Here is a 17,018-nt window from a genome sequence, read left to right as displayed (position 1 = left end):
GTTTAGCCAAGGACGGGGCAGGCGCACAGCGGATTAACTCGCCGTAATCATCAGGCAATAAAAAGGGAGACTCTGGAGTCTCCCTTTTCGCGCAACGTTGAAGCGTTAGTCGAACACGCCAAACGTCATGTAGCTGAACCAGGAACGGTCGTCATTATTGCCTTCGGACTCTTGTTCCTCTTCTTCGATTACGTCGCCGTTTTCATCGCGCGGCTTGAGATCGTTAGGGATCGCGTCCTTGGCATCCTGGAATTGCTTCTGCACGTCCTGATTGGCGCGAGTTTCACCCGGCGGCAGTGGCGGACGGGATTCGATCAGGCCCAATGTGGCCTTGCTCAACCACGAACGGTTGTCGGCTTCGGCAACCGAAGGCTTGAACTGACCGTCTTCCAGGCTTGGATGGTTCGGGTAGTTGAGCTTCAGGGTTTCGAGACTGGTGCTGGCCAGTTCGTCCAGGTGCAGACGCTGGTAGGCCTCGACCATCACCGCCAGACCGTCGCCAACCGACGGGGTTTCCTGGAAGTTTTCCACTACATAACGGCCACGGTTCGCAGCGGCAACGTAGGCCTGACGAGTCAGGTAATAGTCGGCGACGTGGATCTCATAGGCCGCCAACAGGTTGCGCAGGTAAATCATGCGCTGCTTGGCGTCAGGCGAGTAACGGCTGTTCGGGAAGCGGCTGGTCAGCTGGGCGAACTCGTTATAGGAGTCGCGAGCAGCGCCCGGGTCACGCTTGGTCATGTCCAGCGGCAGGAAACGCGACAGCAGGCCGACGTCCTGGTCGAAAGACGTCAGACCCTTCAGGTAATAAGCGTAATCCACGTTCGGATGCTGTGGGTGCAGGCGAATGAAACGCTCGGCAGCCGATTTCGCAGCCTCAGGCTCGGTGTTTTTGTAGTTGGCGTAAATGAGCTCGAGTTGAGCCTGATCGGCGTAGCGACCGAACGGATAACGCGATTCCAGGGCCTTCAGCTTGGCTGTGGCCGCGGTGTAGTTATCGTTATCCAGATCGTGCTGAGCCTGCTGGTACAGCTCGACCTCGCTCAGGTTTTCGTCTACGACTTCCTTCGATGAGCAAGCAGCGGTCAATGCGAGGATGGCGATCAGCAGCAGGTGTTTCACTTGCATGGCGGCTTGCGTCCCTATGACGGCCGCTGTCTTGGGCGAGGCCGTCCTGTTATGATGAGCGCCCCGTTGAAAAGCCTCGGGGCAAAAGACGCCGTATTTAACCACAAGCGCGCAGCCGAAACCAAAGGCTGTGCCGACGCCTAGTCTGAGCATGTCCGATAAAATTGAACTTCGCGCAGAGGTGCCGTCCGAATTGGGCGGCCAACGCCTCGATCAAGTCGCCGCACAATTATTCGCTGAGCACTCGCGCTCGCGCCTTTCCGCCTGGATCAAAGACGGCCGCCTGACTGTGGATGGGGCGGTAATACGCCCGCGAGACATCGTTCACGGTGGCGCCATTCTTGAGTTGACTGCCGAGCAGGAAGCTCAGGGCGAATGGATCGCTCAAGACATCGAACTGGACATCGTCTATGAAGACGACGACATCCTGGTGATCAACAAGCCTGCGGGCCTGGTGGTGCATCCGGCTGCCGGTCATGCCGATGGCACCTTGCTCAACGCCTTGCTGCACCATGTGCCGGACATTATCAATGTGCCCCGCGCCGGTATCGTGCATCGCCTGGACAAGGACACCACCGGTCTGATGGTGGTGGCCAAGACCATTCAAGCGCAGACACAACTTGTCACTCAGTTGCAGAGCCGCAGCGTAAGCCGGATCTACGAGTGCATCGTGATTGGTGTGGTGACCGCTGGCGGCAAGATCAACGCCCCGATCGGTCGTCACGGCCAGCAGCGCCAGCGCATGGCCGTGATGGAAGGTGGCAAGCAAGCCGTCAGCCACTACCGCGTGCTCGAGCGTTTCCGCTCCCATACTCACGTGCGGGTAAAGCTGGAAACCGGTCGTACGCACCAGATTCGTGTGCACATGGCTCACATCAACTACCCGTTGGTCGGAGATCCTGCCTACGGCGGTCGTTTCCGCATTCCGCCGGCAGCCAGTGTGACCATGGTCGAATCGTTGAAGGCGTTCCCGCGCCAGGCATTGCACGCGCGATTCCTGGAACTGGATCACCCGACGACCGGTAAGCGCATGAGCTGGGAATCGCCATTGCCGGACGATTTTGTCTGGTTGCTGACCCTGCTCAAGCAAGACCGTGAGGCGTTCATCGGATGAGTGACTGGCTGATTCCCGACTGGCCTGCGCCTGCCGGGGTAAAAGCCTGTGTTACCACCCGTTCGGGCGGCGTCAGTCTGGCGCCGTTCGACAGCCTCAACCTCGGTGATCATGTCGATGACAGCCCTGAAGCTGTTGCCGAAAATCGCCGACGCCTAACCGATTGTTTTTCTATTCAACCTGCCTGGTTGCAGCAAGTTCATGGCATTGCCGTGGCTCATACTGATCCGGGCGTGGTAGCCACGGCCGACGCGAGCTGGACGGCAACCCCGGGTATCGCCTGCGCGGCGATGACGGCGGACTGCCTGCCTGTGCTGTTCTGTGATCGTGCCGGCACTCGCGTCGCGGCAGCTCATGCCGGTTGGCGCGGGTTGGCGGCGGGTGTGCTCGAAGCAACTCTCGATACCCTGGCGTTGCCTTCAGCAGAAGTGCTGGTCTGGCTCGGACCGGCCATTGGCCCACAGGCCTTTGAAGTCGGCCCCGAAGTCCGTGAAACCTTCATCCAGCAGTTACCCGAAACCGAGAAAGCCTTTGTCGCCAGCCAAAACGTCGGCAAGTACATGGCCGACATCTATGAGCTGGCACGCCTGCGTCTGGCGGCTCGCGGAGTAACCGCTGTCTATGGTGGTGATTTCTGCACGGTCACCGATCCACGCTTCTTTTCTTACCGCCGTTCATCCCGTACCGGCCGGTTTGCCTCCCTTATCTGGCTTGAACGCTAGACTTCCCTGACCTGCATCAACTGATCAACGCTTGAAACTCCCAGAATCGACCGCATCTATAACGGTATCTGGCAGGTTTCTTCATTCAGGATGTTTTATAGGTCCGGCCTGCTCAAAAGGAAGGTGACTTATGCGTATCGATCGTTTAACAAGCAAATTACAGTTAGCGCTATCCGACGCCCAATCGCTGGCGGTTGGCCTTGACCATCCGGGCATTGAACCGGCGCACTTGATGCAAGCCATGCTCGAACAGCAGGGTGGTTCGATCAAGCCTCTGCTGATGCAGGTAGGCTTCGACGTCAACAGCCTGCGCAAAGAGCTGACGAAAGAGCTCGACCAGCTGCCAAAAATCCAGAACCCGACCGGCGACGTCAACATGTCGCAGGATCTGGCGCGCCTGCTCAACCAGGCCGATCGTCTGGCACAGCAGAAGGGCGACCAGTTCATCTCCAGCGAGTTGGTATTACTGGCGGCGATGGATGAGAACAGCAAGCTCGGCAAATTGTTGCTTGGCCAGGGTGTCAGCAAAAAAGCCCTGGAAAATGCCATCAACAACTTGCGCGGTGGTGAGGCCGTCAACGACGCCAACCACGAAGAGTCGCGTCAGGCGCTGGATAAATACACCGTCGACCTGACCAAGCGTGCCGAAGACGGCAAGCTTGACCCGGTTATCGGCCGTGACGACGAAATTCGCCGCACGATTCAGGTGCTGCAGCGTCGTACGAAAAATAACCCGGTACTGATCGGTGAGCCTGGCGTTGGTAAAACAGCCATCGCTGAAGGTCTGGCGCAACGGATCATCAATGGCGAAGTGCCGGATGGCTTGAAAGGCAAACGCCTGTTGTCCCTGGATATGGGGGCGCTGATTGCCGGCGCCAAATATCGCGGTGAGTTCGAGGAGCGTCTGAAATCCCTGCTCAATGAACTGTCGAAGCAGGAAGGGCAGATCATCCTGTTCATCGACGAACTGCACACCATGGTTGGCGCCGGTAAAGGCGAAGGCTCGATGGACGCGGGCAACATGCTCAAGCCGGCATTGGCTCGGGGTGAGCTGCACTGCGTGGGTGCTACCACGCTCAACGAGTACCGCCAATATATAGAGAAGGACGCGGCCCTCGAACGGCGCTTCCAGAAAGTCCTGGTAGACGAACCGAGCGAAGAAGACACCATTGCCATCCTGCGTGGCTTGAAAGAGCGTTACGAGGTTCACCACAAGGTGGCGATCACCGATGGTGCGATCATTGCTGCGGCCAAGCTCAGTCATCGCTATATCACCGACCGTCAGCTGCCGGACAAAGCCATCGACCTGATCGATGAAGCTGCCAGCCGCATCCGCATGGAGATCGATTCCAAGCCGGAAGTGCTGGACCGTCTGGAGCGTCGCTTGATTCAGCTGAAGGTGGAATCCCAGGCGCTGAAGAAAGAAAGTGACGAGCCGGCGATAAAACGCCTGGAAAAACTCCAGGAAGAAATCGCCCGCCTGGAGCGCGAATACTCGGACCTGGAAGAAATCTGGAACGCGGAGAAAGCTGAAGTCCAGGGTTCTGCGCAGATCCAGCAGAAAATCGAGCAGTCGCGACAGGAGCTGGAAACGGCCCGCCGCAAAGGCGACCTCAACCGTATGGCAGAGCTGCAGTATGGGGTTATCCCGGATCTGGAGCGCAGCCTGCAGATGGTCGACCAGCACGGCAAGAGCGAAAACCAGTTGCTGCGTAGCAAGGTCACTGAAGAAGAGATCGCCGAAGTCGTCTCCAAGTGGACCGGTATTCCCGTATCGAAAATGCTCGAAGGCGAGCGCGACAAGCTGATGAAGATGGAAAGCCTGTTGCACCAGCGTGTGATCGGCCAGGACGAAGCGGTGATTGCCGTTTCCAACGCGGTGCGGCGTTCGCGGGCAGGGTTGTCCGATCCGAATCGTCCGAGTGGCTCGTTCATGTTCCTCGGCCCGACCGGTGTGGGTAAAACCGAGCTGTGTAAGGCTTTGGCCGAGTTCCTCTTTGACACGGAAGAGGCGATGGTGCGGATCGATATGTCCGAGTTCATGGAAAAACATTCCGTGGCTCGACTGATTGGTGCGCCACCAGGGTACGTAGGGTATGAAGAAGGCGGTTACCTGACTGAGGCAGTGCGTCGCAAGCCTTACTCGGTGATCTTGCTGGACGAGGTCGAGAAGGCCCATCCCGATGTGTTCAACATCTTGCTGCAAGTGCTGGAAGATGGCCGCTTGACCGACAGTCATGGCCGCACGGTGGACTTCAAGAACACCGTGATTGTCATGACCTCTAACCTGGGATCGGTACAGATTCAGGAGTTGGTCGGTGACCGTGAGGCTCAGCGCGCTGCGGTGATGGACGCGATTTCCACACACTTCCGTCCGGAGTTCATCAACCGGGTCGATGAAGTGGTGATCTTCGAGCCTCTGGCTCGCGATCAGATCGCCGGCATCACTGAGATTCAGTTGAGTCGCCTGCGCAGTCGTCTGACTGAACGGGAACTGAAGCTTGATCTCAGTCCTGAGGCCATGGACAAGCTGATCGCGGTGGGTTACGACCCGGTATACGGCGCACGGCCGCTCAAACGAGCGATCCAGCGCTGGATCGAGAACCCGCTGGCACAGCTGATCCTTTCGGGTCGGTTCATGCCTGGCGATACCGCACAGGGTGTCGTGGAGAACGACGAAATCGTCTTCGTCTGATCCAAAGCGGCAGCAAAATAGAAGAGGCCTCGCATTGCGAGGCCTTTTTTTCGTTAGGCTGTTGAACTCAAAGGAAAAGGCTTGTAAAGTGCGCCCCGCAGTAAGTCACCCGGAAGGGTTTCTGCTCCCCAAGCAGAAATCTGAAATAAGTTGCAAATCATTAACTTGAAAGCAATTTAGGGGGTTGACAGAGGTGCTTAAGATTGTAGAATAGCGCGCCTCAGACACACGAACGCAGCGATGCGAACGGGTCGAAGAGAACGCTGTAAAGCTTCAATGTTGTAAATTGAAATATGTAGTTCCGTGATAGCTCAGTCGGTAGAGCAAATGACTGTTAATCATTGGGTCCCAGGTTCGAGTCCTGGTCACGGAGCCAATTTCAAACCGGGGTATAGCGCAGTCCGGTAGCGCGCCTGCTTTGGGAGCAGGATGTCAGGAGTTCGAATCCCCTTACCCCGACCATTTTTGGGTCGTTAGCTCAGTTGGTAGAGCAGTTGGCTTTTAACCAATTGGTCGTAGGTTCGAATCCCACACGACCCACCATTTTTGAAACCAGTTAACGCTGGGATCAGATCTTAAGATCGGAGGCCAAAAGCACTGATCGAAGAAGGCGACTGATAAGGTCGCCTTTTTTTTACCGGGGTATAGCGCAGTCCGGTAGCGCGCCTGCTTTGGGAGCAGGATGTCAGGAGTTCGAATCCCCTTACCCCGACCATATTAAAAATCCTCGTATCGAAAGATACGGGGATTTTTTTTGCCTGCTGGAAATGCACATAAAAAAGCCTCGCGTCTCTTGTTGAGAAGCGAGGCGTGGGTGCGACGTTCAGGGCTTAGCTGTTGTCCTTCAGGTGCTCGAACAAGCCTTTTGGCATTTTTTTGCCATTGGCTTCGTAATTAGCCTTCACGTTATCAAATGCCTCCTGCTCATCGATCTGCCCGTCATGATTGGTATCGATCTTGTCGAAGTCCGCTTTGGGCGCCACTTTCAAAAATTCTGCGCGGGATACTTTGCCGTCACCGTCGGTATCGGTCCGGGCCATCGACTCGTCGCCACACTTGCCTTCACCACATTTTCCTTCAGGGGTCTTCACGACCTGTTCGGCCGACGCCAGCAAATAGCCCTGAGTCAAAGGCTGGGAGGCAAATACGGAGCCGGACAACATCATGCCGCCGGCCAGTACAGCGCCGAGCAGACCAAAAGTGTTCTTGCCGAGAGTAGGGATGCGGGACATTAGAATTCTCCTGGGTTGCACGACACAACCGCTCGATAAAGGGTCTGGTAGCCAGAGCAGGCGGGTTGCCTTGCTCGGGTGTGGCCATTTAGCGGGATGGGTGTATCGCTACTGTGTCGCGCCAGGGGGAGGTTTGTAAGCGAAGGGGCTGTATCGGGGAGGGGATACAGTGGGACACAGTTTGCGCAGGTTAAACCGAGGCGACCGCATCGTCGGAATGCCGCCCAGACCAAGCCACGCTCCCACAGGTTTAGTGCTGGACCCGGATTCCAAGATCAACACCTAACCTGTGGGAGCGGGCTTGCCCGCGATGAGGCCCTGACGGGCGCCGAAATTTAATGCAGTTTCAAACGCGGCTCAGTCCCGCGCCCGATCTTGCTGCCCAGCATCAACATCGCCGTGCGAAACGCGCCATACAGCGCCATCTGGTGCATGCGATACAGCGACACATAAAACATCCGAGCCAGCCAGCCCTCAAGCATGACGCTACCGGTCAGGTTGCCCATCAAGTTACCCACAGCCGAAAAACGCGACAGCGAGATGAGCGAGCCGTAGTCGGTGTATTTGTACTCGGGCAACGCTTTGCCTTCGATGCGCAGCTTCAACGATTTGGCCAGCAATGACGCCTGCTGGTGCGCGGCTTGCGCCCGTGGCGGCACGTTGCGATCTGTGCCCGGTTGCGGGCAGGCCGCGCAGTCACCGAAGGCGAAGATGTTTTCATCGCGAGTCGTTTGCAGGGTCGGCAGCACCTGAAGCTGGTTGATGCGGTTGGTTTCCAGACCATCGATGTCCTTGAGGAAACCCGGTGCGCGGATCCCCGCGGCCCAGACTTTCAGGCTGGCATTGATCACTTTGCCATCCGCCGTAATCAGGCTGTCAGCCGTCACTTCACTGACTGCAGCATTGGTCATGACGTTGACCCCAAGTTTCTCCAGGGTTTTATGCACGGGCCCGCCAATTCGCTCCGGCAATGCTGGCAACACCCGTGGTCCGGCTTCAATCAGGGTGATGTGCATATTCTCTGGTTTGATCCGGTCCAGTCCGTACGCTGCCAGTTCATGGGCGGCGTTGTGCAGCTCGGCGGCCAGTTCGACACCCGTTGCACCTGCGCCGACGATGGCGACGCTGATTTGCTCGACCTTGTCGGTTTGTCCGGCGTGGGCGCGCAGATAATGATTCAGGAGTTGCTGGTGAAAGCGCTCGGCCTGTTTGCGGGTGTCGAGGAACAGGCAATGCTGCGCCGCACCCTGTGTGCCGAAATCGTTGGTGGTACTGCCAACGGCAATCACCAGCGAGTCATAACCCAGTTCACGGGCAGGCACCAGTTCTACGCCCGCTTCGTCATAGGTCGCGGCCAGCTGGATCTTCTTCTGGGTGCGATCGAGCCCGCTCATGCGCCCCAGCTGGAACTCGAAGTGGTTCCATTTCGCCTGGGCGACATAGTTGAGTTCATCTTCGGAAGAGTTCAGCGATCCAGCGGCCACTTCGTGCAACAGGGGTTTCCAGATATGGGTCAGGTTCGCGTCGACCAGCATCACGCTGGCTGTGCCGCGCTTGCCCAGAGTCTTACCCAGACGGGTAGCCAACTCCAGACCGCCGGCGCCGCCGCCAACGATGACAATACGATGAGTCATGGGGATATCTCGCAAGGCTAAAAGAAATCGGTGCAATTACCCGAGCGAGCGCGAGGCGGCTCATAGCGTCAGGTAACTGATGAAACGGCTCAACAAGCCCAAACCAATGGTCACTGCCAGCACCAGCACAAGGAGCATCCACGGCCGGAAGGGCCGGCGCTCGACTTGGTGTTGGGACAGGTGCAGGTACTCTTCGACATGCTTCTGGTCGTCCGGGTTCAGGCGGCTGGTCATAAAGGCCTCATCAGGTAGACGTTGCTGAATGTATAGAAGCTACAGGCTGATTTAACGCACGTTGAACGGAGCATAGCCGCTGTCCGGAATGGGCTCGACGCTCACGGTGTCGTTTAGGCGAATGATTCCACTTTGTAACACTCGAGCTGTGATTCCGCCATGTCCGCGAACGGCCTGAAACGTACCGGGGCCGAGGTTGTTCTGCAGGCGTGCACAGGGCTGGCACCAACCGGTGGTTTCGAAAATTGCCTGGCCAATCCGGAAGCGTCGACCCTTGAGGCTGAACAGATTGATCCCGCTGATGACCAGATTGCGTCGCAAATCCTGTGGTAACACCGGGTTATCGACCGAACGCCCCATGAGTGAACTGATCACCGCCAGGTGTTCCCACTGAATGAGCGTTACCTGCCGGGCATTACGCACGCCGGGGCGGGCGCGATCGCCGGTCAGGCCTGCCTCGAGGCGCGCTTCCACGGCATCGAGTTCGATCATCGGCACGTGCGGTTCCGGTCGCACGCCAATCCAGCGAACGTGGCCGGTTTGCGGGACTTCAGCGAGCAATTCCTGCAATGGGCTCACAGACTGATTCCAACGTCGAACACAATGCTGCGTCCCAGGTTGCTGCGCAGGAAGTCCGGGGCGTCCGGATGCGCGAACAGCACGCGGGCGAAGGTCGGCCCGACCAGCGACAACGAGCGCCAGCCTTGGCGCAGGTATTCGGTGGGCGGTGGAAAGTGGCTGTTGAGGTCGAGGACTTCACGCTTGAGGCTGGCAAAGGCAATGATGTCCAGTTCCCCCAGGTCCATGCCGCGCTCTTTGTAGTTGTGCGCTTTTTTACGCAGGGTCGGCGCCAGTCTCATCAAGAATTCATTGGCCGGAATGCGTTTGGGTTTTGCTTCGCGGCGCACCAGGGAGCTCAAGGAAAATGCGCTGCGTCGGCGCTGCAGTTCATCGCGCCATTCGTCATTGAGGCGTCGGCCTTCGTCGAGTACGAAGAACACCTCGAAACTGGCGTCGCGAAACAGCACGTCTGGCGGCTCCCCGGCGGGGGCGAATTCGTCGGCGCGGTAGGGAATGTTCAGGCCTTGCAGCAGGCGCTGGCAAACCCAACGCTCACGCTCCCATTTGCGGGCATTGGACAGGAACGCGTTGGCTTGCTCGGCCGCAATGGTCAGCAGGCGTAAGTAGTCTGAGTCATCCATAGGCCCAAGCTTAGCGTTCAAATGCGACAAGCAGAAAGCTTTGCATCAGGTGGAGCGACTTTTAGGCCGGTGTAGACTGCTGATATGAGCTGCACTCAGCCAAGGAGACTACGGTGGTGTTCAAAGGAGTAGGCACATGATCGGCGCCGAGTTGCTGTCACCGGAAAGTCTGACGGTGGGCTGGCTGATTTATTTACCTGTGGTGATGTGGGCGATCTGGCGTGCGCCGTGGGTCGAATTGTTCACCGACCGGCGGCGTCAGCATTTACTGTTTGGCACGGTGTTCGCACTGTTCATGCTTTGGCTGGTGCGTCGGGATTTCGACACTGGCGTGAGCTATCACTTCATCGGTCTGACGGCGGTCACTCTGCTGCTGGATTGGCCTTTGGCAATCATTGGCGGCCTGGTGGCGCAAATGGGCCTGGTTTTCCTCGGGCGTCAGGACCTTGCTGCCGTGGGGGTCAATGGCGCCTTGCTGATTTTGCTGCCGGTGCTGATTACTGAATGCTGCGCCATTCTGGTCGAGCGCGCGCAGCCGCGTAATCCCTTTGTCTACATCTTCGTGTCCGGGTTCTTTGCGGCGGCGGTGTCTGCGTTGCTGTGCCTTCTGCTTGCGCTTTGGCTGCTGTGGTTCGATGGGCGTTTTGCGATGCCGTATTGGCTGGAGGATTTTGTCGGCTATCTGTGGCTGATCATATTTCCCGAAGCGTTCATCAACGGCATGGTGGTCAGCGCATTGGTGGTGTTCTGCCCCGAGTGGCTGGAAACTTTCAATCGTACGCGCTACCTGTCGGCACCCTGGAAAGACGACGATCCAGAATCCTGATTCTGAATTGAAGTCTTTCGCCCTTGGATTTGAAGCTCCGCCTGGGTCGTCCTCTTAGTGACGGGGTTCGAAGTCTTCGCTGAACAGGTCATCTTCGGCGTCCGGGCTGACGGGAATCTTGTGTTCTTCGGACGCCCAGGCGCCCAGGTCGATCAGTTTGCAACGGTCCGAACAGAAGGGCCGGAAGGTGCTGGTGGCACTCCATTCGACAGGAGCGCCGCAAGTTGGGCAGTTGACGGTTGGGGTCTGGCTCATGACTGGCCTCCACGCAAAGTAAGGTAAAAGTGATGCAGGCGTTCGACCTCGCTGTGCAGCCAGGCGAGGTCGCGGTCGTTGATCACGACATCGTCGGCATGGCTCACGCGATCCTGACGGCTTGATTGAACCTTGAGGATCGCCTGGACCTGTTGCTCGCTGGTCTGGTCGCGCTGCAGGGTTCGTTCGATCTGAAGCTGTTCGGGGGCATCGATGACCAGGACACGTTGCGTCATGGCGTACTGGCCGGATTCGATCAACAGCGGCGACACCAGTATCGCGTAGGGCGATTGTGCCTTGCCCAGGTGTTCGACGATTTCCTTCGCGATCAGTGGATGCAGCAACGCTTCAAGCCACATGCGCTGCTCTGGCACTTCGAAGATCAGCTTGCGCAACGCCGCGCGATCCAGCTGCCCGTCAGCCTGTAAGACACCAGGGCCGAAGTGCTCGACGATTTTCGCCAGCGCCGGGCGACCGGGTTCCACCACCCAGCGCGCTGCGTGGTCGGCGTCCACCACGTGCACCCCAAGATCGATGAAGTGCTGTGCAGCCGCGCTTTTGCCGCTGCCGATGCCGCCGGTGAGGCCGAGTATCCAGGGTTTTTCCACAGGGGTATTCATTTCAAACCGACAAACTGCCAATAGAAGTCGGTTATTTGACCACCCCAGAGCAACGCAATCCAGCCGGCAATTGCCAGATAGGGGCCGAACGGGATCGGTGTGGAGGTTTTGGCATTGCGAAAACGCAGCAGGGTCACGCCGATGATGGCGCCCACGAAGGACGAAAGCAGCAGGGTCAGCGGCAGAATTTGCCAACCGCCCCAGGCGCCGAGCATCGCCAGCAGCTTGAAATCTCCGTAGCCCATACCGTCCTTGCCGGTGATCAGCTTGAATAGCCAGAACACCGACCACAACACCAGGTAGCCGGCGATCGCGCCCCACAGCGCCTCATGCAGCGGCACGAACAGGTCGAAACTGTTGACGATCAATCCCAGCCACAGCAACGGCAGCACCAGCACATCCGGCAACAGTTGATGTTCTGCATCGATGAGACTCATGGCCAACAGGCCCCATGTCAGCACCAGCACCAGGCAAGCCGGCCAGCCGAATCCGAAGTGCCAGGCAATAAACGCCGACAAAACACCGCAGGCCAACTCGGTCAATGGATAGCGCTTGCTGATCGACGCCGCGCAGTTTGAGCAACGTCCCCGCAGAAACACGTAACTGATGAGCGGAATGTTTTCCCAGGCTCGAATGCTGTGATCACAGTGCGGGCAATGGGAGTGGGGCAGCATCAGGTTGTAGGTCGGCTGCGGCGTATCCAGCGGTTGACCGAGTATGTCGTGAGCTTGCAGGCGCCAATCACGCTTAAGCATTTTCGGCAGGCGCCAGATCACCACATTCAGAAAGCTGCCCACCAGCAAACCGACCAGCAGGGCAAGCGCGACAAAAGCCATTGGGTACGCAGTAAGAATTTCATTCAAGGGCATGTCAGATCGCTGAGCCGAGTTGGAAAATAGGCAGGTACATGGCCACCACCAAGCCGCCGACGATAACCCCCAGCACCACCATGATGAACGGTTCCATCAGGCTGGTGAGGTTATCCACCATATTGTCGACTTCGGCTTCATAGAAACCGGCCACCTTGTCGAGCATGTCGTCCAGGGCGCCAGACTCCTCACCAATCGCTGTCATCTGGATCGCCATGTTTGGAAAAACGCCAGAGGTGCGCATGGCGAAGTTCAGCTGCATGCCCGTCGAAACGTCCTGCTTGATCCGCAATACCGCACGCTTGAACACGATATTGCCGGTCGCCCCGGCAACGGACTCCAAGGCTTCTACCAGTGGTACCCCCGCGGCGAAAGTGGTCGACAGCGTGCGGGCATAACGAGCGACGGCGGACTTGTACATCAAGGTGCCCACCAAGGGCAGCTTCAACAGCCACGTGTCCATCTGGTCGCGAAAAGCTTGAGAGGTTTTAAGCGCATGGCGTACACCGAAGATTGCAGCGATCAATAGCCCCAGTATGATCCACCACCACTCCTGCATGAACTCCGAGAGGCCGATGACCATGACGGTAAAGGCGGGCAATTCAGCGCCAAACCCCTTGAACACGGACTCAAACTGCGGCACCACTTTGACCAGCAGAATCCCCGTCACAATCAGCGCGATGAACACCACGAACAGCGGATAGGTCATGGCTTTCTTGATCTTGGCCTTGAGGGCTTCGCTTTTTTCCTTATAGGTCGCGACCCGTTCCAGAAGGGTATCCAGGGCGCCCGCCTGTTCGCCCGCGTCCACCAGGTTGCAGTACAGCTCATCGAAGTATTGGGGCTTTTTACGCAAGGCGGCAGCGAAGCTGTTACCCGCCGCGACTTCCTGTTTCACCTCGTCCACCAGTTTGCGCATGGCCGGATTCTCGAAGCCTTCGCCGATGATGTCGAACGATTGCAGCAGCGGCACGCCGGCTTTCATCATGGTCGCCATTTGCCGGGTGAACAGGGCGATGTCCTGGGCTTTGATACGTTTGCCCAGGTTGAGAATCGAGACAGACTTCTTGCGCACCTTGCCCGGGTTAATGCCTTGCTTGCGTAACTGAGCCTTGATCAGCGCCGGATTCTGACCGCTCAACTCGCCGGTCATTTTCGTGCCTTTCCTGTCGGTGCCTTCCCAGGCGTACACGCTGATTTTTACTGCTTTGACCGCCATGTTCAGTCCTTGGTGACCCGGTTGATTTCTTCAAGGCTGGTGATGCCTTGCATGGCCTTTTGCAGACCGGAAGTACGCAGATCATCGAAACCGTCCTTGCGCATCTGGATATCGATTTCCAGTGAATTGCCTTCGGCCATGATCAAGTGTTGAAGCGCCGGCGTGTTTTTCACCACTTCATAAATCCCGACCCGGCCTTTATAGCCGTTGTTACAGAGGTCGCATCCGACCGGTTCAAAGATCGTGAACGAGCCGATGCGTTCCTCGGGAAAGCCTTCCTTGAGCAATGCTTCGCGCGGAATATCGATGGGTTTCTTGCAGTGGCTGCACAATTTTCGCGCCAGGCGCTGAGCGATGATCAGGCTGACGGACGTCGCAATGTTGAAGCCCTGAACGCCCATGTTGTGCAGGCGGGTGAGGGTTTCCGCCGCACTGTTGGTGTGCAGGGTCGATAACACCAAATGCCCGGTCTGGGCCGCTTTGATGGCTATTTCAGCGGTTTCGAGGTCGCGGATTTCACCGACCATGATCACGTCCGGATCCTGCCGCAAGAATGAGCGCAAGGCCTGGGCAAAATCCAGGCCTTGCTTGGGATTGACGTTGACCTGGTTGACGCCTTCCATGTTGATTTCCACCGGGTCTTCGGCGGTGGAGATGTTGATGTCCACGGTGTTGAGAATGTTCAAGCCGGTGTAGAGCGATACGGTCTTGCCGGAACCCGTGGGGCCGGTGACCAGGATCATGCCCTGTGGCTGCCTCAGCGCGGCCATGTACAGGTCTTTTTGCGCGGGTTCGTAACCGAGCGCATCGATGCCCATTTGTGCGCTGGACGGATCAAGGATCCGGATCACCACTTTCTCGCCCCACAGGGTCGGCAGGGTATTGACCCGGAAGTCGATGGATTTGCTTTTGGACAGGCGCATTTTGATCCGCCCGTCCTGAGGCCGGCGTCGTTCGGAAATGTCGAGGCTGGCCATGACTTTCAACCGCGCGGCTATGCGACCGGCCAGTTGAATCGGCGGTTTGGCGACTTCGCGCAGCATGCCGTCGGTACGCATCCGTACGCGGTAGGTCTTTTCGTAAGGCTCGAAGTGCAGGTCGGAGGAGCCGCTTTTTATCGCGTCGAGCAGCATCTTGTGGACGAAGCGAACCACTGGCGCGTCATCGGCATCCTGTCCAGCGATCGCGTCCGCTTTGCCGTCGTCGGCTGAATCAATGTCCACGCCATCAAGGTCAACGTCGGCCATGTCTTCCAGGCCGGTGGAGTGGGTGTCGAAGAGTTTTTCGATGGCGTCGCTTAGCTTGTCATCCTCTACCAGAATGGCTTCGGTGGTCAGCCCGGTACTGAACTGGATGTCATTGATGACTTGATGGTTGGTCGGGTCGGAAACCCCCACGAACAACTTGTTACCGCGCCGCCAAAGGGGCAGGACCTGGTGTTGGCGCACGAGCTTTTCGCTGACCAGTCCTTTGGGCTGGGCTTCCTTGTCGAGGGCATTGAGGTCAAACAACGCCATGCCGAAATGCTCGGAAGCGATTTCGGCCACCTGCCGACTCTTCACCAGCCTGTTCTGCACCAGATGGCTGACCAGGGAGATGCGGTTGCGTTGGGCTTGCTGATACGCCTGTTGCGCGCTTTTGTCAGTCACCAGCTCGGCCAGGACCAATTGCTTGGCCAGGCCGCTAAGAGCGATGTCATTCATTGGGATACCGGACGCAGACAGTTCATGACTTATAGCCTAGTCAAGGGACGGAGCCAAACCAGCCGTGGTGAAGTGACAAAAAGTGTCAGATAGTGCGGTTTACGAGGGCCGATCAGGCAGATCATTTGCGCTTGCCCCCAGCGTGCAGGCGTTATGGAAATTGGCATGCGCTGTGCTGGGGTAAATTCAGATCATGAGATTCCGACTCATGCATGGAGCTTGTCTATGAATAACCAAAAAGGTTTTACCCTGATCGAGCTGTTGATCGTTGTGGCGATCATCGGGATCCTGGCGACGTTTGCCATTCCGGCTTATTCGAAATATCAGGCGCGGGCGAAGGTGACGGCGGGGGTGGCGGAGCTTTCGGCGCTTAAAGTGAATTATGAGGACAAGGTCAACTCAGGTACGGCTGCCCCTGCGGTTGCTGACATCACTTCGACGGCCACCACACAAAACTGCACAATTACAGTCGCTACAAGTCCGACTGGCATCGTCTGTACGCTTGTAGGAGCGCCCGCTCAAGTTTCTGCCGCGACCATTACCCTGACTCGTGATGCCACCAGCGGTTGGTCTTGCAAGACCAGCGCTGCGGCCGATTTCGCTCCAGCGGGTTGCCCTCATGGTTAATGGCAGCTGAATTTTTGTAGATGATAAAACCCCGCCTCGCGGGGTTTTTTTTGCGTTGTGTTTAGAGAAAGCGACGCTTCGTTCTCTAAAAAGTAAAAACTTCATAAATTCATGGCCTTAGGCCCACGCCAAAACCCGCAACTTGCATGTCCATTATTTCCAACTCATGCAAATTGCATGATTCCGAAAATCGGCCTGTTTGCTAACCTTTTGATTTATAACGAATATTTAGGTGTCTCAAAGTTGGCACAGCGTTCGCAATATACCCAGTAACCCTGCTGACAAGACACGCAGCAGACTTTCCAGAAAAACAGGAGTTACTCGTATGAAGAAGTTCGCTATCACTGCCGCTGCTGCTACCGCGCTGACCCTGACCATGGCCGGTTCCGCATTTGCACAAACTACCCAGGCTACCCAGTCACCAATGGTGCTGGCTGCTGGTGAAGTGACCGAAGCCAAAGAAGCTACTTCCGATACCTGGATCACTACCAAAGTCAAAGCTGACCTGGTTACCGAAAAAGGCATTCCTGGTACCGACATCAAAGTTGAAACCAACAAAGGCGTTGTTTCCCTGTCGTCCACTGTTGCAGTGACTGACGCTCAGAAAACCACCGCAGTGGCTATCGCCAAGAAAATCAAAGGCGTCAAAGCGGTCTCCGCTGACGGCCTGAAAGCCGAGTAAACGGCACGACTTCTCGCCTGAACCGGGAGAAGGCGCGATAGACGGGCCGAGCTATACGTCTGTCGCAGCTTTGGAGTTCATGCGAAGGCCACAAGGACGTGGCCATTACAGGCCTCGGCATTCGTGTCGGGGCCTGTTCTATTGTGGGAGCTTGAAAATGTAGTGCGCTCTCGCTCCTGTAGCCGCTGGCGAAGCCTGCGTCCGGCTGCGAAGCAGTCGTGAACTCTCGCGATGTGGTGCATCAGGAAGACCGCAT

17 protein-coding genes and 4 tRNA genes are annotated in these 17,018 nt (G+C 57.3%); 10 read left to right on the top strand and 11 right to left on the bottom strand.

Annotated features, from left to right (window positions below; all coding sequences use genetic code 11):
* Window positions 1-105: 105 nt before the first annotated feature.
* Window positions 106-1,128, bottom strand: coding sequence for an outer membrane protein assembly factor BamD (locus H7698_RS21860; protein ID WP_162437798.1), 1,023 nt, complete (start codon window positions 1,126-1,128; stop codon window positions 106-108).
* Between the two features lie 151 nt (window positions 1,129-1,279).
* On the opposite strand from H7698_RS21860, the gene rluD reads away from it, so the two are divergent.
* From rluD to H7698_RS21825, 7 genes are all read left to right on the top strand, one after another.
* Window positions 1,280-2,242, top strand: coding sequence for a 23S rRNA pseudouridine(1911/1915/1917) synthase RluD (gene rluD, locus H7698_RS21855; protein WP_007942311.1), 963 nt, complete (start codon window positions 1,280-1,282; stop codon window positions 2,240-2,242).
* Complete coding sequence (pgeF, locus tag H7698_RS21850) at window positions 2,239-2,964, top strand: peptidoglycan editing factor PgeF (protein ID WP_194692793.1); 726 nt, start codon at window positions 2,239-2,241, stop codon at window positions 2,962-2,964. The genes rluD and pgeF overlap by 4 nt, the downstream gene beginning before the upstream one ends.
* A 130-nt stretch (window positions 2,965-3,094) precedes the next feature.
* On the top strand, window positions 3,095-5,659 hold the full coding sequence (clpB, locus tag H7698_RS21845; protein WP_162437800.1) for an ATP-dependent chaperone ClpB: 2,565 nt from the start codon (window positions 3,095-3,097) through the stop codon (window positions 5,657-5,659).
* A gap of 300 nt (window positions 5,660-5,959) precedes the next feature.
* Window positions 5,960-6,035: transfer RNA gene (locus tag H7698_RS21840), tRNA-Asn, on the top strand.
* 9 nt (window positions 6,036-6,044) lie between these two features.
* Window positions 6,045-6,121 (top strand) — tRNA-Pro (locus H7698_RS21835).
* Between the two features lie 5 nt (window positions 6,122-6,126).
* A tRNA-Lys gene (locus H7698_RS21830) sits at window positions 6,127-6,202 on the top strand.
* A 95-nt stretch (window positions 6,203-6,297) separates the two neighbouring features.
* Window positions 6,298-6,374, top strand: a tRNA-Pro gene (locus H7698_RS21825).
* Window positions 6,375-6,489: 115 nt separating this feature from the next.
* Here H7698_RS21825 and H7698_RS21820 read toward each other — a convergent pair.
* The 5 genes from H7698_RS21820 to H7698_RS21800 form a co-directional block, all read right to left on the bottom strand.
* Window positions 6,490-6,891 carry an HvfA family oxazolone/thioamide-modified RiPP metallophore gene (locus tag H7698_RS21820; protein WP_162437801.1) on the bottom strand — a complete coding sequence of 134 codons (402 nt, stop codon included), beginning with the start codon at window positions 6,889-6,891 and terminating at the stop codon, window positions 6,490-6,492.
* Between the two features lie 335 nt (window positions 6,892-7,226).
* Complete coding sequence (locus H7698_RS21815; protein WP_162437802.1) at window positions 7,227-8,525, bottom strand: NAD(P)/FAD-dependent oxidoreductase; 1,299 nt, start codon at window positions 8,523-8,525, stop codon at window positions 7,227-7,229.
* Between the two features lie 60 nt (window positions 8,526-8,585).
* Window positions 8,586-8,759: a DUF3094 domain-containing protein gene (locus tag H7698_RS21810; protein WP_162437803.1), complete on the bottom strand. Its 174-nt coding sequence runs from the start codon at window positions 8,757-8,759 to the stop codon at window positions 8,586-8,588.
* Window positions 8,760-8,810: 51 nt separating this feature from the next.
* Window positions 8,811-9,338, bottom strand: coding sequence for an MOSC domain-containing protein (locus H7698_RS21805; protein WP_162437804.1), 528 nt, complete (start codon window positions 9,336-9,338; stop codon window positions 8,811-8,813).
* Complete coding sequence (locus H7698_RS21800) at window positions 9,335-9,961, bottom strand: DUF1780 domain-containing protein (RefSeq protein ID WP_162437805.1); 627 nt, start codon at window positions 9,959-9,961, stop codon at window positions 9,335-9,337. Before H7698_RS21800 ends, H7698_RS21805 begins: the two co-directional genes overlap by 4 nt.
* 136 nt (window positions 9,962-10,097) lie before the next feature.
* On the opposite strand from H7698_RS21800, the gene H7698_RS21795 reads away from it, so the two are divergent.
* Complete coding sequence (locus H7698_RS21795) at window positions 10,098-10,787, top strand: energy-coupling factor ABC transporter permease (RefSeq protein WP_194692792.1); 690 nt, start codon at window positions 10,098-10,100, stop codon at window positions 10,785-10,787.
* A gap of 54 nt (window positions 10,788-10,841) precedes the next feature.
* On the opposite strand, the gene yacG is transcribed toward H7698_RS21795, so the two are convergent.
* The 5 genes from yacG to pilB are packed head-to-tail and all read right to left on the bottom strand — an operon-like array spanning window position 10,842 to window position 15,453.
* On the bottom strand, window positions 10,842-11,042 hold the full coding sequence (gene yacG / locus H7698_RS21790) for a DNA gyrase inhibitor YacG (protein WP_123404924.1): 201 nt from the start codon (window positions 11,040-11,042) through the stop codon (window positions 10,842-10,844).
* Window positions 11,039-11,662 carry a dephospho-CoA kinase gene (gene coaE / locus H7698_RS21785; RefSeq protein ID WP_162437807.1) on the bottom strand — a complete coding sequence of 208 codons (624 nt, stop codon included), beginning with the start codon at window positions 11,660-11,662 and terminating at the stop codon, window positions 11,039-11,041. The genes yacG and coaE overlap by 4 nt, the downstream gene beginning before the upstream one ends.
* Window positions 11,659-12,531, bottom strand: a complete 873-nt coding sequence (locus tag H7698_RS21780; protein ID WP_194692791.1) for a prepilin peptidase — start codon at window positions 12,529-12,531, stop codon at window positions 11,659-11,661. The genes coaE and H7698_RS21780 overlap by 4 nt, the downstream gene beginning before the upstream one ends.
* A gap of 1 nt (window position 12,532) precedes the next feature.
* A complete protein-coding gene (locus tag H7698_RS21775) occupies window positions 12,533-13,750 on the bottom strand; it encodes a type II secretion system F family protein (protein ID WP_194692790.1) in 1,218 nt (405 codons plus the stop codon).
* Between the two features lie 2 nt (window positions 13,751-13,752).
* Window positions 13,753-15,453, bottom strand: coding sequence for a type IV-A pilus assembly ATPase PilB (pilB, locus tag H7698_RS21770; RefSeq protein ID WP_194692789.1), 1,701 nt, complete (start codon window positions 15,451-15,453; stop codon window positions 13,753-13,755).
* Window positions 15,454-15,678: 225 nt separating this feature from the next.
* Here pilB and H7698_RS21765 point away from each other — a divergent pair, with 225 nt between their 5' ends.
* Entirely contained in the window at window positions 15,679-16,080 is a 402-nt protein-coding gene (locus H7698_RS21765; RefSeq protein WP_194692788.1) for a pilin, read from the top strand.
* 325 nt (window positions 16,081-16,405) lie between these two features.
* Window positions 16,406-16,762: a BON domain-containing protein gene (locus H7698_RS21760; protein WP_162437812.1), complete on the top strand. Its 357-nt coding sequence runs from the start codon at window positions 16,406-16,408 to the stop codon at window positions 16,760-16,762.
* Window positions 16,763-17,018: the final 256 nt, after the last annotated feature.

Source organism: Pseudomonas sp. p50(2008), assembly GCF_015351605.1.
Taxonomy (GTDB): domain Bacteria; phylum Pseudomonadota; class Gammaproteobacteria; order Pseudomonadales; family Pseudomonadaceae; genus Aquipseudomonas.
This window is presented reverse-complemented; position numbering and strand designations above follow the sequence as displayed.

What these genes read in the sequence shown, in the direction of transcription:
- rluD (WP_007942311.1), top strand. Translation starts at nt 1,280, where the DNA reads ATGTCCGATAAAATTGAACTTCGCGCAGAGGTGCCGTCCGAATTGGGC.
- H7698_RS21775 (WP_194692790.1), bottom strand. Translation starts at nt 13,750, where the DNA reads ATGGCGGTCAAAGCAGTAAAAATCAGCGTGTACGCCTGGGAAGGCACC.
- H7698_RS21820 (WP_162437801.1), bottom strand. Translation starts at nt 6,891, where the DNA reads ATGTCCCGCATCCCTACTCTCGGCAAGAACACTTTTGGTCTGCTCGGC.
- pilB (WP_194692789.1), bottom strand. Translation starts at nt 15,453, where the DNA reads ATGAATGACATCGCTCTTAGCGGCCTGGCCAAGCAATTGGTCCTGGCC.
- H7698_RS21780 (WP_194692791.1), bottom strand. Translation starts at nt 12,531, where the DNA reads ATGCCCTTGAATGAAATTCTTACTGCGTACCCAATGGCTTTTGTCGCG.
- pgeF (WP_194692793.1), top strand. Translation starts at nt 2,239, where the DNA reads ATGAGTGACTGGCTGATTCCCGACTGGCCTGCGCCTGCCGGGGTAAAA.
- H7698_RS21815 (WP_162437802.1), bottom strand. Translation starts at nt 8,525, where the DNA reads ATGACTCATCGTATTGTCATCGTTGGCGGCGGCGCCGGCGGTCTGGAG.
- clpB (WP_162437800.1), top strand. Translation starts at nt 3,095, where the DNA reads ATGCGTATCGATCGTTTAACAAGCAAATTACAGTTAGCGCTATCCGAC.
- yacG (WP_123404924.1), bottom strand. Translation starts at nt 11,042, where the DNA reads ATGAGCCAGACCCCAACCGTCAACTGCCCAACTTGCGGCGCTCCTGTC.
- coaE (WP_162437807.1), bottom strand. Translation starts at nt 11,662, where the DNA reads ATGAATACCCCTGTGGAAAAACCCTGGATACTCGGCCTCACCGGCGGC.
- H7698_RS21765 (WP_194692788.1), top strand. Translation starts at nt 15,679, where the DNA reads ATGAATAACCAAAAAGGTTTTACCCTGATCGAGCTGTTGATCGTTGTG.
- H7698_RS21760 (WP_162437812.1), top strand. Translation starts at nt 16,406, where the DNA reads ATGAAGAAGTTCGCTATCACTGCCGCTGCTGCTACCGCGCTGACCCTG.
- H7698_RS21860 (WP_162437798.1), bottom strand. Translation starts at nt 1,128, where the DNA reads ATGCAAGTGAAACACCTGCTGCTGATCGCCATCCTCGCATTGACCGCT.
- H7698_RS21795 (WP_194692792.1), top strand. Translation starts at nt 10,098, where the DNA reads ATGATCGGCGCCGAGTTGCTGTCACCGGAAAGTCTGACGGTGGGCTGG.
- H7698_RS21800 (WP_162437805.1), bottom strand. Translation starts at nt 9,961, where the DNA reads ATGGATGACTCAGACTACTTACGCCTGCTGACCATTGCGGCCGAGCAA.
- H7698_RS21810 (WP_162437803.1), bottom strand. Translation starts at nt 8,759, where the DNA reads ATGACCAGCCGCCTGAACCCGGACGACCAGAAGCATGTCGAAGAGTAC.